The organism is Nostoc sp. CHAB 5836 (genome assembly GCF_020829445.1).
GTDB lineage: Bacteria > Cyanobacteriota > Cyanobacteriia > Cyanobacteriales > Nostocaceae > Nostoc.
Window position 1 is genome coordinate 1 of record NZ_JAIVFV010000072.1, and the last position, 14,232, is coordinate 14,232.

Below are 14,232 nucleotides of genomic sequence, written 5' to 3' on the forward strand. Positions count from 1 at the left end.
TATACATCCAGCTTAATAATAGTAATTCCTATTTAGCTCTAGTAAATTCTCCTAATAAATAGTTCTTATGTACTAAATATATCCGTCTCCTTGGGGTGTGACAGTTGTGGGTGCGGAATGTGGGTTATACTGTTGTTGCAAATCAGTGGTACTGGTAAGGGAAAAATTACCACTGGTAAAGTCTCCGGTATCAGCGAGAAACTAGCAGCGACTAACTTAGCACTCAAGCAAATCAAGGAGCATAAACACAATAAAGTTACCCTGTGGTCTGGAACTCCTCGCTATTGGGTAAAAGGTAAATGGCGGGGGTTGCTGGCTAACATACAAACTATGCTTGGTGCTGCACCTACAGTTTGGTTTCCCAATGCCGAAAGGGGAACACTGGTAATAGGTGCGCCTGGGTCTGGTAAAACCTACTCAACCATAGACCGGATGTTAGAAAGTGCGATGCAGCAAGGTTTTCCGATTTTACTCTACGACAAGAAGGGCGACCAACTACGACTCCATGCACCCTTAGCTGCACGTTATGGTTACAAAGTGCGAGTATTTGCCCCCGGTGAACCCTTTAGCGGTGTGATCAATCCTTTGGATTATATGCGTGATGCACGCGATGGGGTAATGGCGGGGGAAATTGGACAAGTGATTAACCGCAATGCTTCCAGTGGTGGTAAAAGTGATGAGTTCTTTGCTAAAGCCGGGGACTTGTTAGCTAAGGCACTTTTACAGTTAGTTAAGGGTTCTCCTTACCCAGATATGGCGATGCTTTATGCTGTGCTGCGGTTGCCAAAACTTGTACAGCGTCTTGACCATGCAGTACAGTCAAAAAGGTTGGATGAATGGGTGGCGACTTCGTTTATTCAATTTTTGAGTGCTAAGGATGCAGAGAAGACTATTTCGGGGATTTTGACCACAGCAGCAGGTACTTTCTCATCTTTCATCCAAGCTGATTTGCTGAGAGCATTTATGGGGAAATCGGACATTCCCACTAAGCTTGAAGGTAGAGAGATGGTGGTGTTCAAGCTAGATGATGAACGCCGCAGTGTTGTTGGGCCTCTGCTGGCGGCTGCAATGCACTTGATGATTGTCGGTAATTTAAGCCGTCCCCGCAAAGACCCATTGATTATTTCTTTGGATGAATTACCATCAATTAAGCTAGACCGCTTACCGCAGTGGATTAATGAATATCGTTCTAATGGTGCCTGCTTTATTCTGGGTATCCAAAGTTTAGAGCAACTTTATGATATTTATGGGGATAAGATGGGGAGTGCGATCGCTTCTGCTTGTGGTACCCATGTTTTGTTTAATCCTGGTAACTACAAAACGGCTGAGGATTACTCCAAACGCTACGGTGAGAAGGAAGTGCTGATTAAAAATCGTACCACAGGGCGATCGCTTGGCGGACAAATGAGCCGTTCAATTAGCTGGAGTGAGAATTTGCAAAAAATGCCTGTAATCAGTGCTGACGAAATTTTGAAATTTCCTCAAGGCAAGTGCGTAATTACCAGTCCTGGTTACAGTTCCGAGGGACAAGCTTCTATTCCCTATCCTTTAATTATTCCCGTGTCCAAAGCCGATGAAAAACGGGCGCATGATAGTGAGGCTCTTTGGGACACACAAGTTAAACCTGCTTTAGAAAGTCAGGTGATAATTCCTGATATTAAAACGCTAACACAAGCATTACATGAACGGATTGAGTCAGCAGCGCGGATGTTGCCATTACCAGAGGAAGATGTAGCACCTGCACAGGAGTCTAGTAGCAGTGAAACTGATGTTTTAGAAAATTTTCCTAACCGAGTTTATCAAACACCAGGATTGCAGTAAATCTTGACAATGCTCTTGTTAGCAAAGCTGACTTTTGACGGGATGTGCAAAAAGTAACTGGTTCGCGTATTTATTGATCGCATTATTGCGATCAGCCGCTGTGGGCGACGGACAATAATTTTACTCGTGGAGTAGCCAAAACTATCTAACTCAATCTTATTGAGAGAGAATTAAATTGAGAATATTCATTTCCTTCGATTGAAAAATTTGATTTTCATTAAATAAGCTTTTTCCTAATTTCTCCATCGCAGCACTATTAAATACTACATAGGGAAGATTTTGATAATTAGAGTCAATTGGCAAAATATTGTATGCTAAAGCAAGTGTATAAACATACTTAGCCAAAATATCTCTGAAAGATAGATTAGATACTCTTCTCTCATTTTCAAAATAATCTTCAAAAGCTTGGAATGCGATAAATGTCTGTATAGGCAAGGCATAATAACGGTCTGATGAACGTGAAGTTTGACTGAGCTTTTGAGAACGTTCTAACTCACTAAAAAGTGTTCGTGCTAAGTCTATTAAAGAATAAGCAGCACTAGTAATTTGTTTTGGATACTTCCCAGATTTGACCAAAAGCTTAAGTTTTTTGATAAAGTCTTCATTCCGCTCAGGGTCAATAATTTTTTCTAAATCGATATAATTAGTTTCCTTTACCAGCTTTTCTGATAACGGTACAATTAGCAAACTTCCTCTGACATATGTTTGCTCAATCGGTGGAAGACTAAGTAATTTATCAAGACTAGTCTCCATTTGAGATAAAACTTTAAAGCCTATTGAAAAATAGGATACTTCTTCATTTTCAGAGAATGATTCTTTTCGATAACAAGAACTAACTTCAGTTTTTTGAACAGAAAGTAATTCATATAAAGTATGCTCAATATCTCGTAACAAGCTATCTTCTGGTTGTTTTTTAAACTCCTTACGGATTTCTCTTAATAAAGTAGCCAATGAGCCAATAAAGGTTTCTCCCGCTTGGCTAATTGATTTACCACCAATAGGAATAATAACATATCGCTCTCTACCTATTTGTCCTGAACCCACAATTCTGGTCATAATAGAGGCTTTGAGAATAATCAGAATATTTAGTACATTCAAGCAAGCCTCTTGCAATGAAAGATTTGCAAGTTTTTCAGATTCATCAGCACTTAAACGGTTTCCGTCCTCATCAAGTTTTTTAGGGTAATATATTGCTTTATCAGATAAGTAAAAAGTCAAATTTTTATCGCCTTTATCTAGTTCACCTCCTCTTCCTCGGTAAATTACTTGTATTATTTCCATTAAGTTTTGCTCAATTTGGAAACCAGGAATTTGTACCAGAATATATTTAGTATTAGGGAAAGACAAGCCACGAGATGCTGAAGCAGTCATAAAGACTACTTTTATTTGTTCTTGATTTTGATATCTCTGAATCTCAGCTTCTTCCCTATCTGACAAACTAGCGTGTATTTCCAAATACTCTTGATATAGCTTAAAGCTCGGTCTTTCTTTGGAAATATTAGTAATTAATTGCTTAAGGCTATGCTTATTTTGAATATAAACTATAATTTGACCATCATTAGCTTTCAGTAGCTTCAAAATATCACTTTTTATTTTTTCAGCAACATTAGCATCTAACTTGAAATTGTCATCTGCAACTTTTTCTGAGTTTAATGATTGTATAAACACTTCATAATTAATGGTCAGCTTGTCAGCAGGATAGGAATTTGCATTAATTAGAGTTGCCGGCTTACTTAAAAATTCAAATTCTTCAATTGATAAACATTGACCCATAGAATCTGCAACTTGCCTAACAAATATTTTGTCCCCTTGAACCTGGTTGTTAGCAAGATGACTGTTAACTACGTCTTGTATTGTCAGTGATGCGTCAGCAGTAATTACCTTTATATTAAAGCCATATTCAGGATTTAATAAATCATATTCTTCAATCAACTCTAAAATGCCATGCAAAAAAGCTACTCCTTCTTGGGAACCAGTAATTTCGTCAATCATAATGAAAATATTTTTCATACGATTAGCGATTGCTTTCATCCTGTTTTTGATAATTCCAGGTGGCTTGCTTGAGGAATTATAAGCACTGCTAAATATTCTACTGAAATGCTTTAAAGTATTACCGTAGCGAGTTTCCTTAAGTGATTGAATTGACGCAGTAGCAACAATATTGTTAGGTAAATCAGGATTAATAATACAGGTGTGAATCGCTTCACATAAACTTGCTAAGACTCCAACTTGGTTACGTCTCTCCACTTGTATCAAGTTATCTGCATATCTAACCAATTCACTTGAAAGCTCAAATGGATTGTCTTTTAAAGTATTAGCATCTAAGAATTGAACCTGTCCTATTAAATGATTTCCGTGAAGTTTATTGCTATGGTATTCAACAGCATAGCGCCCTTTTGCATAATCAATTATTCTTTTGTTTGTATTAATACAAATCAAATTATCGTCAAATAATTTTAGGTCTGGTTTTTCTCTAAACTTCTCGATAATATCCCTGTTTACCTGAATACGAGGACTGATATATATCAGGAGCGAACCTTCATTTAGCTGTTTAATAATTTGCTTTGCAACTGCTGTAGTTTTACCAATTCCGGGATTTCCGGTCAAAAACAGAAATGCTATTCTAGAATCTGTAAGCGCCCGATGTATTAACTCTGCATGAGCATCTCTGAATTTTGTTTTTGTTAGTTGTAGGGATTGCTTTACTGATTCAGGTACAATACCAGCCGTATTAAAGAAGTGTTTTTCCGCCTCAAATACTTCAATATTTTGGATGTGGCTTATTGTATCCTTTTTGGCTTCAACTATATCTTTAACGAACCTTCTACCATCCTGAAAGTTTCTAGCCGCGTTGCTTTTAATAACTTCAAGTACTTTGCTGCGGCTCTCATTAATATCTTTGAAACTTTTATCTTTGTAGATTTTGTAACAAGTTTTTAATATTTCCAGGCTATCTTGACCATCATCTTTTTCTTTAGTGAGGGTAATGCCATTAATCATCCTGTCACTATACCCAAAACAGTTAAACTTCACTGGGTCAGTGGAGGATATTTTACCTGATAATAGTAAAAATTTATAAAAGCTCCAGGCGTAACTACAGGCTTGGATAACCTTAACAGCTTCTTTATCTTTGGTCTTGAAAGCAGAGAAGTATTGCACCAATTCCTTGGAGTAAATCTCGTTAAACTTATTGTCCTTATCGCTACTATTACCAGTATCTATACCAAGTCCACAAAAGCTAGATTTGGAGCGCACATAGTTCAACTCGGTACGCAATGAATCTTGTAAAGTTTGGATATTATTTAAGTCAGTTACAGAATGAATAGCTGAAGTGGTAAAGGTGGATAGGTCTACAGTCAAGATTCGATATTTACCCAAATACCGAGTCAATAAGAGGGTATCAGCTTTGAGAAATTCACCAGTGTCTTTGTAGCGAATAATATCTACATTTTCAAATCCCTGGCTCTCCAAAATTTCTTTGTAGCAAACTATTTCATCTCTGTCTAAAATACCAAAGGAGTTGTCACCGTAGAAGTCACACTGAAAATAAAGAATTTCTATTTTGCTTTTATTACGCCAGCCAGTTGCTTCTATATACTCTTTAATAAAGCTATAGCCAGAAGTCCAGCCTTTTTGAATAAACAACTTTACCCAGTCTCCTATAATCTCTTTATGAGATTTATCTATATAATTCTTGGTAATAGCTTGTTGTATTTTATGTAAATATAAACTACTTAACGGTTTTAGATAAACATCGTCATAGGAATGTTGAAACTTGGAGTGTTGAAAATAAGTTAGGATGCCGATATTAAAGCTTATTTCAAATACCCGACCTAAATTAATGCCTAAATCATCTGCCATAAAGCGCACTCCTGATGCTAGTCAAAAAGGCTAGGTTATTAAATTTCACGTTTCTATTTGAATAGGTGTAAGTAGAGATTGTACCAATTCCTTCATCTCCAATTAATTTACTGTAAGGATTCAGCTTAAATGCTATATTTCGGTTAACTTCGTATCTAGAAAAATGAAATAAAGTAATGTACTGCACGATAGCTTGTTGCAAAGGTGAATTTTTATCCAGAAGACCTGCCATAATATCTCTGGTATCAGCAACATCATAAATATTTAATAAAGTGCTATAACAAACTACACTATTAAAAATTGTGCGCTGTTCGTCTACAGAACGCCCTGTAAAAAGGTTAAGAAATACTCTAGTTTGTTGGCTTTTATCTTTAGATAACTTTTCTAATTCTTCAGTATCAGGAATGTAAAAAGAATCAACTGTTCCAGGCGTTAAATTGAGGGCAGGATAAGTATCCATAAATATTGGATACAGCTTAATATCTGGTTTGCCTTGTTTAAGATACTGAACTACACTCTGAGACATAAAGAATAATGAATCTGGGTCGGATTCCAATTTAGTTATACCCAAGCTTCTACTATATGGAGCTTTGGCTATATATAGAAAATGTTGATACCCTTGCTGGTAAAGCTTGCTAATTTCATCTTTAATAATCTCTGGCTGCGTATATATTTTCGAGTGTGGTTGATTATCAGCAAACGTTTTGATAGTTTCAATTTTTACTGCTGTATCAGATACCTTATTAATGACAATAATTTCCCCATAAATATTAGAAATTCTGGCTGTTTTGTCTTTCTCATCCCAAATAGCATCACTTAACCAGCTAGAAACTACTATAATTGCTAGTCTATCCAGTTGAGGACGATAACCTCCTTTAAACTCAAAAGTTTTTGGGACTAAGGCGTACATTGATGACAAAGCATTTTTGACACGGAAATCAAAATCTGCTGGTTTATATTCTCTATTTTGTGTTTTATTATAGTTATAATTTTTAATATTAATTCCTTGTGTATCGGCAAGACAATCTCTGCGTAAAATATGTGCTAAGGCTTTAGATAAAGAACTAAGAAATATTTCATCTTCCGTCGTATCTTGAATATCTTTTAAATGCAATCTAACAATTGGGATAAACAGTTTTTCATTGACAGGCTGGCTCTTGAGACTGATTTGTTCTCGACAAATATTGATACACAAGTAAGTTAGTAAAGTAAATACCTGCCTATATATTCTTGCTGCTGGGGATTGACTATTATTAAATATAGTCTCTCTAGCTTGCTTAGGTATCCAGTAAATAGCAATAAGTTTTTGTGATTCATAATATTTTTCATATATGGGATGGTTTTCCCATTTCTTTGTTTCGGGATTGTAAGCAATAGGGTAAAATACGCCTGGTAATACTTTAATTCCTGTGGTGTCATATTTCATTGAAAAATTTTGTTTATCGCTATCTGTGAAATAGCGGACATCATCAAAAGTAAAAGTGACAGCCAGCGAGGTAAGAGATTGCAAATTAACAGTAGGTTGCACAACCTCGATATACCCTAAAGCCTCTCTAGCTTTGGCTTTGGCTTGTGATTGGTTTTCTTGATTTAGATCAATTTTAAAAAAATTACGAGACTTGAGAATTTTTGCAGCAGTTTTATTGAGAATAGCTGTGTTAATACATAGTTGAACTGATTTAGATAAAGGAGGTAATATTTCTTTCTTTTTAAGAAAAGTTTGTAACAGATTTTTTAAAGATGCTAGCTTCTGTCTAACTTGCCAACCATCCTGATTCAATATTAAATTTCTGATGTTGCATAGCACATTTTTTACTTCTTCATCAGAAGTAGCACCTGGTTTCAATTTGTTTAAAACATCTATCTCAAACTTGGGAATAGGGTTATAATCTTTATCAGCTACTTTGCCATCTTCATCGACGGCAAAAATAAAATAGTAGAGACAAGCAATAATTAAAACCTTTGTTTTAAAGTTTTTAGATTTAACTGGATCTTGCAATTGCTCTTGATGCCGCTGACTTGTATGATCAAGTTCAGTCATATAGTAATCAAGTACAGATTTTTCATCATAAGCATTTACGGAACCATTCAGCTTTAGCCTCAACCCCAAATTAAATTCTTTAATGCCTTTTTCTTTATCTATGCTTTCGCCTATCACTCCTTCGTACTCAGGGACGACAGGCAACTTATCAAAAGCATCTGCTTGAGAAAAAGCTGTCCTAAGACTAGTCGCTGTCTCTAACAAATAACTAACTTCAAAATGTGTATTATCTAAATTTGGTTCGTTAATGTAATCTGATAACAACCTCAACCGATTAATTAAAGTCTCTAAACATTCAAAACCTTCGGTGTTAAAGTTACGTATATTAGTTTTTGCACATTCTGCTCTCAAATAATCCAGATAGTCTATTTTGATATCCCGTAACAGTCTGGGTAGAGATTCTGTATCTACAATTCTTCCAATTTCAGTTACTTCAGAGTTCTTTCGTTGTGATATTTCTGTTAAAAGTTCCGTTACTTCTTGCCAATCATCGCTATCAGGAGCAGCTATTTTATCTATATAAAGTCTAAGGCTCTCTAACAACTTATTATCAAACTGCGAGATGCCTTCAAATCTGACATTTAAATGATGAGCTTTGATGACTGATTCACTACCTTTGCGTCTCTCTTCAGCCAAACTATTTTCAATAGTTAAGCGTTGGGATGTGAAACTATAAGGTTGGTTAAAAGGATAGTTCAATGGTAAAGATGGCTGATTATTAAAATCAGACAATGAGCTACAAATATTTTCTAAGCAAGCTTGGGTTTGATTTTGTCCACAAGCATTATCAAGTTGTTTTCTTAATTCATCTACAAGGACTTGAATTTTAGAGTAAAACTCTGTTTCTGAAATAAAATTGACAGTTGCAGCTTTAACACCTACTTCTTTGTTTAAAGTATTTAGTGGTTCCTGGTTTGAATTAATAGCAATTTCATATGCAAGTTCATAAGCAGATATCCGTAGTTTATTTCTATCTGGAGATAACTTAAAAATTTTCTTTCTTTGAATTAATTGTATAATTTTGTCAAGCAACGGAATGTAGTTTAATTGTGCTAAGGGATTGGAACTTTCCTCAAAAGTATGTTTTGATGTCATTATGCAAGTATATTTAAGATTAGGTGTTTTAACTCGCGCTTATCCGGTGAATTATAGTATAAATGTATTCAAATGAGCAATTGAGGGCAAAAATAGCGAGCTTGCCACCATCTGTCATGCAACTACCAAAAGTATTGCTATACAAGCCTTTCAGAAAAAAAATCTTAAATTCTACACTATAAGTTTTTGCGCGATCGCACCCTAATGAGGTTGGGCTAGTTGAACAATGATACCAGTGAGTGCATCAACATCAACTGGCTTTGTGATGTGAAGAGTGAAATTTTGCCTGAAGTGCTTTAAGCTGGTGGAGTTCTGCGGCATAGGCTGTCTGTTGCCGTCGTGCCTTTGTAGCGCCAACGGCGGTAAACTACTCCCACATCTTTTGGTCACAGTTAAAAGATGCCAGCTTCTTGTTATTCCCTGCCAATCTGACTGCCAACCTGAGTGGTGCCAAACTGAGCGGTGTCAACTTGGAGAGTGCTATTGAGATGCTCCTCGATGCACTCCTGTAATTCACCTGTAACTCCTGAATTATTTTAGTTGAGATTATTAGAGTTCGTGCTACACCGGAGCAAATTGAGCAGATGCTACAAGAGTTAAAGTTTTATATTAAGGTAGCGGTAGATATTGAGCATCGGATTCTGGCTGGGGGAGGTGAAATGCACTTTTACTGTGAACAGGCATTGCTAGAAGATGGTAGTAAGCAGAGTGATATTTGGGCTGCTAGTTTTAGACCTGACACACAACAGATAATTTATGAGTCTATGGTTAATCTCCGTCCCCGACAGAATCGTTCAATGGAAATTATGGACGTTAAGATTAGAGAACAGGTTGCCGCAATTATTATGGAGTTTCTGGGATGAATAGTGGCTTAACTTATGAGCAAGAAACCTTTGTGCAAGATAGTATCCCTGTTAGATTGGGAAAATTGGCAACTAATTTAGCACGGATAAGTCAAATTTTCAGTGATTCTACGCATGAGGATGTGGTCAAAAGCCTGATTAGAGAGACTATGTATTTTATTGAGTGGATAGCCCCAGATATAGATATTGACAATGCTTTTGAGTTAGCAAACTTAGGAAGGTTTCTCACACGCTGGCTGTTTAACTGGGAACAAGCCTGGAATAACACAGATGCTAAAAACCAGATTATTCAAGAACTTAGTATTTGGTCAGAGAGTGTTTTGCAAATGTCAAAATTACCTGCTGTACAACAATCCTAACTGATAATGACTCAATCCCAACCTCCATTACCACAACCCAAACTAGAATCTGCTGGTATTACCTCTGACCAGTATTTTGAATTTACTCCCGAAAAACTAGAACTGAGCAACGGATATTTGGGTTATGGTGGACAAGACCAACTTGGGTTTCACTTGTCTGTTCTCACCAACATGGGATTGTTGACAGCAGTTCGACATACAAATTTGTCGCTGTGGCTAGAAGCACTCAAAGGTGTAGTGAGGGAAAAACTACCGACTGTCAACGCCCAACCAGAAGTAGCAGAAGCAATGCTCAATCGATTTAATCGGGCGATCGCAGACTTGGAGGCAGTGATAGAGTATCTGGGACATTGACACTCTCTTGACTGCGAAACTAACGCAAGCGCTCAGTTTCACAGTCAGGAGAGTGTTAAACATCAGGTGTAGGGGCGTGAGTATTATTGGAACAGAAAACCGGGTTAAGCTCAAAATCCTTATTGCATAAGGATTTTATTGAATGTTGTAGTAGCTCACTTTTCAACTTACCAATTACGCAATGACGATAAATCAAGAGTTTCAGCACCGAATTTTTTTTGTAGTATTTATGTAATGCTTCTTATCCTGGTTTTCTGTTCCGATGATACTCACGCCCCAAAATACAAAATTTTCCTCACCACTTGCTACAGCAATAAAGTTGTTGTGAAGCTCGACTATAAGCAACGTACAATAGCTTATTACGCATCACAATATCCCGACATCCAAAAATATTAGATGTATCAACAAAGCAATTAGGAAATGTCCCGCCTTGAGATTGATGTACAGTAATTGCATAACCGTACTGTAGTCGGTGCATTAAGCTCCCTTTAACAACGAGATTGTAATTTTCTAAAAACTCGTAATATTCTCGCCATGCATGACTTCTCTGTTTAGCTGGTAGTTGAAAAATTCCTTTTTTCGCCTCGGCAACTGCAAACTTAATTAAATCCCAGCTATCGGGATGAATCATGGACAAACGTGCTTCTTTTCCCAAATCATTTTTAACTTCTATCCGATAAATTTTAAAAGAACTATGTACTAAATAGTGTCTACTACCGGAATACTCCTTGAAATCTGTAACCTCACATTCCGCGCATGAATGCATAAATATGTCTTTCTTACTGCTGGACTCTGATTGTAAAAAGATTGGTTCTTTCGCAAATAAAATCTCTCCAATCTCTATGGGTTCAGCATCAGGATAAAGTGCAGTCCGAATTTGCTGATTGAGAACATTAATTCTATTATTAGTCCATGCCAAAATCTTTGCTGAGGAACGAGAAAATTTATAAGCATCGATAGCAGCTTGCAACCAAGTATCAAATTGCATCTTTTCAATATTCCCTCGGCTTAATAATCGCGGTGGAAATTGTGAAGTTAAATCCTGCCGCAAGGCTGTGACATATTCAGCTATAGCCCCGGAATATCTCATGACCTGGGTAAGTTCCATGCCTTGGGGTAAGCTAAAAATAGGAGAATAATCAACATTGTCTTCTATGGGTGGTAATTGCGCCGGATCTCCCATGAAAATAGTCGGAGTTCGAGCCGGAATTAGCTCAAGAAGTTCTTGTCCAAGCATGGAAGCTTCATCAACAACTACTAAGTTAAATTCGTGATAATAAGGCTCAGAAGAATAAGTATTTGGCTTGAGTTTTTGTTTCCCGTTTTCATCGTACTCTCCAGGCATAACATGAAGTAAACTGTGGAGAGTTGAGATATGTACAAATAATCCTGCCTCTGTTGCCATCGCGTCTAATACGTGTCTGGCTTTATGGGTTGGAGCGCACAAAGCAACTTTCAAAGCAACAGTTTTATTTCCTTCTTGTACGTGAAAGCATTCTTGAAATGATTTAATTACCCGTTGGACTAAAAATGTTTTTCCTGTACCAGCATAACCACGCAATACAAAGGGCAGATCAGGCTTGGAGTTATACCAGTCATGAATTAAATCAAATGCTTGCATCTGGTCTAAAGATAATCCTGACCGATGTTTACTTTTGCTCCAGTTAGAGCTAATAGTTGTTACTGGTTTCAATGCACTCATCTCCTCAAATAAATCAAAAGTGTAAGAATTTAGCGCCCACGTTTTTGTTCTAAGTAAGCGTAGGCTTTAAAAAAAGTGTAGTCTCTTCAAGTGATAACCACTCTCTTGCGATCGCTTTGGGATCAATTTCAGTCCGTGGGACTTTGTAACCAGTAATTTGATCAAAAATTGACACAGCAGAACGCCATTCAGATTTATTTTTCATGGCAAAATTGAACTTATTCAAAAACTGCTGTTTGCTCGGTGTGTCCATCGCTAAGAAGTAATTCAAGCGCTTTGAATCAATTTGGTTTTCTCTATATTGTTCTTCTAATAGAGGGGTTGATTCACCACCCCTGGTTGAACCACCTCCGGTTGAACCACCTCCGGCTAGCACACCCCTGGTTGCGCCACCCCCTGAAAACAAGTCACTGGTCAATTCTGCTTGTGGTAATGATTTGCGGAAAGCGATCGCGTCTAGGGTGTTTTTAAAAATGTGATACTCAAAATCAAATAATCCTGCTTCGGTACGGATTTTTCTTCGGACTAAATAGTTTTGACTTTCCGCAGTTTTCAGAATTTTACGTAATTTATCCCGACCGTAACCCAAAGCTTTTTGAAGAGAAATGAAATTCACCTCCCAGCCTTCAGTGTGTGATGTCATCCAGCAAATTAATCTGAATGTGCCATCATCTATTTCGGAGTTACGGATTAAGGCATTAGATACTGGTGTGTAATGCGTATTGAGAGATTTCCCGGCTATAACTTTGCTCATAAGTTATTCTCCCTCTGCTGTACTAATCCAAAAAACTTCTTGTCCAAGAAAATAGCTATGCTCTCAAGATTGTTTAAACTCATAAGTTGAAATTTCTCTACAAACAGATTTATTTTGTAAGCAGTGAAGTTATCCTTTGTTATTCGAGTACATATCGCGTCTATGACAGCATTCAAACTTCGTGTCAGATACTTATTTGATGGAAGTATTTTAGATTGGTGGCAGGAGTGCTTTATCTAGCTTCAATACTATCATATTATTTATAGTATTGCGATTATTGAAGCAAAGTTATTTAGACTATAATATTCATAGTAGTATTGAGGTTATGCCAATGCGAAACAAAATCAAGCAATTTTTAGAGAGTCGAGGGCTGTCAGCTTATCGAATGATTCAAGATGCAAAAATCTCTGATACAACAGGGTATAAATTAGCAGCAGATTCTACTTACATTCCTTCCTCCAAGATTCTGGAAGCTCTTTGCGAAACCTACAGAATTCAACCGGGAGAGATATTAGAGTGGTTTCCAGCAGAAGAGATGGGCAAAGATAGCTGAGGTTTTTTCTCTCACGAAGCAGTGTTACAAGCGAGAATGAAGACAGATACGATTTTTTACACATTGTTTCAAAATCTTCCCAGTGTCCTGTTTGAATTGCTGGAAAAATCCCCTGTTGTGGCTACACATTATCAGTTTGCCTCCGTGGAAATAAAAGAGCTTTCCCGTCGCTTAGATGGGTTATTCTTGCCCAAGACTGATTTTCCGCAAGATCCAATTTATTTTGTGGAAGTGCAGTTTCAACAGGATGATGATATGTACTGGCGGTTGGTGACAGAAGCATTCTTATACCTGAATCAGTACAGACCGACCAAATCTTGGCAAGCTGTAGTGCTTTGGGCCAAGCGCAGCTTTGACCCTGGTATACCTCTGGCTTATCAAACTTCATTGGCACTTGGGCAAATTCAAATTGTGTATTTGGATGAGTTAGTTGATACATCGTCTGACTCGATTGGGTTGGGAATTGTTAAGTTAGTTGTTGCTGCCGAGGATGAAGCAGTAAAAAAGGCAAGAAACTTAATTAATCAGGTGCAACAGGCTCCCCAAGCAAGCCGGAGAAACCTTCTAGAATTAGTAGAAAGGATGTTGGTGTACAAGTTTGCAGACAAGAGTCGGCAGGAACTAGAAGCAATGTTTGGATTAACACAGTGGCAGCAAACTCGGTTTTATCAAGAAGTTAAGGAAGAAACTCAGTTAGAAACGAAGTTAGAGACAGTACCACGGCTGTTGAAAGTGGGACTGAGTATAGAACAAATAACCGAGGCGTTGGAGTTAGATATTGAAACGGTAAGACAAGTCATTGCAAAGTCGAGTGGACAAGATTCATAGA

The 14,232-nt window shown here is 37.3% G+C and carries 10 protein-coding genes; 6 read left to right on the plus strand and 4 right to left on the minus strand.

What is annotated here, in order from left to right; all coding sequences use genetic code 11:
* The first annotated feature begins 117 nt into the window (after positions 1-117).
* Positions 118-1,821, plus strand: a complete 1,704-nt coding sequence (locus LC605_RS16045) for a type IV secretory system conjugative DNA transfer family protein (RefSeq protein ID WP_229548519.1) — start codon at positions 118-120, stop codon at positions 1,819-1,821.
* A 156-nt stretch (positions 1,822-1,977) separates the two neighbouring features.
* Here the strand turns inward: LC605_RS16045 and LC605_RS16050 are convergent, their stop codons facing one another.
* Positions 1,978-5,682, minus strand: coding sequence for a helicase-related protein (locus LC605_RS16050; protein WP_229548520.1), 3,705 nt, complete (start codon positions 5,680-5,682; stop codon positions 1,978-1,980).
* Entirely contained in the window at positions 5,672-8,818 is a 3,147-nt protein-coding gene (locus LC605_RS16055) for a hypothetical protein (protein WP_229548521.1), read from the minus strand. Before LC605_RS16055 ends, LC605_RS16050 begins: the two co-directional genes overlap by 11 nt.
* 545 nt (positions 8,819-9,363) lie before the next feature.
* On the opposite strand from LC605_RS16055, the gene LC605_RS16060 reads away from it, so the two are divergent.
* The 3 genes from LC605_RS16060 to LC605_RS16070 are packed head-to-tail and all read left to right on the plus strand — an operon-like array spanning position 9,364 to position 10,394.
* Complete coding sequence (locus tag LC605_RS16060; RefSeq protein ID WP_309143265.1) at positions 9,364-9,681, plus strand: DUF5674 family protein; 318 nt, start codon at positions 9,364-9,366, stop codon at positions 9,679-9,681.
* Positions 9,678-10,040, plus strand: a complete 363-nt coding sequence (locus LC605_RS16065; RefSeq protein WP_229548522.1) for a hypothetical protein — start codon at positions 9,678-9,680, stop codon at positions 10,038-10,040. Before LC605_RS16060 ends, LC605_RS16065 begins: the two co-directional genes overlap by 4 nt.
* A 6-nt stretch (positions 10,041-10,046) precedes the next feature.
* A complete protein-coding gene (locus LC605_RS16070; RefSeq protein WP_094333155.1) occupies positions 10,047-10,394 on the plus strand; it encodes a hypothetical protein in 348 nt (115 codons plus the stop codon).
* A gap of 295 nt (positions 10,395-10,689) precedes the next feature.
* Here LC605_RS16070 and LC605_RS16075 read toward each other — a convergent pair whose 3' ends face one another.
* Both LC605_RS16075 and LC605_RS16080 read right to left on the minus strand, forming a co-directional pair.
* Complete coding sequence (locus LC605_RS16075; RefSeq protein WP_229548523.1) at positions 10,690-12,087, minus strand: ATP-dependent RecD-like DNA helicase; 1,398 nt, start codon at positions 12,085-12,087, stop codon at positions 10,690-10,692.
* A 58-nt stretch (positions 12,088-12,145) separates the two neighbouring features.
* Positions 12,146-12,850 carry a hypothetical protein gene (locus LC605_RS16080; RefSeq protein WP_229548524.1) on the minus strand — a complete coding sequence of 235 codons (705 nt, stop codon included), beginning with the start codon at positions 12,848-12,850 and terminating at the stop codon, positions 12,146-12,148.
* A 331-nt stretch (positions 12,851-13,181) separates the two neighbouring features.
* On the opposite strand from LC605_RS16080, the gene LC605_RS16085 reads away from it, so the two are divergent.
* Together LC605_RS16085 and LC605_RS16090 are read left to right on the plus strand one after the other, a co-directional pair.
* Positions 13,182-13,403, plus strand: coding sequence for a helix-turn-helix transcriptional regulator (locus tag LC605_RS16085; RefSeq protein ID WP_229548525.1), 222 nt, complete (start codon positions 13,182-13,184; stop codon positions 13,401-13,403).
* A gap of 36 nt (positions 13,404-13,439) precedes the next feature.
* The gene (locus LC605_RS16090) at positions 13,440-14,231 is read left to right on the plus strand and encodes an Rpn family recombination-promoting nuclease/putative transposase (RefSeq protein WP_229548526.1); all 792 of its coding nucleotides are present in this window, start codon (positions 13,440-13,442) and stop codon (positions 14,229-14,231) included.
* The last annotated feature ends 1 nt before the right edge of the window (position 14,232 follow it).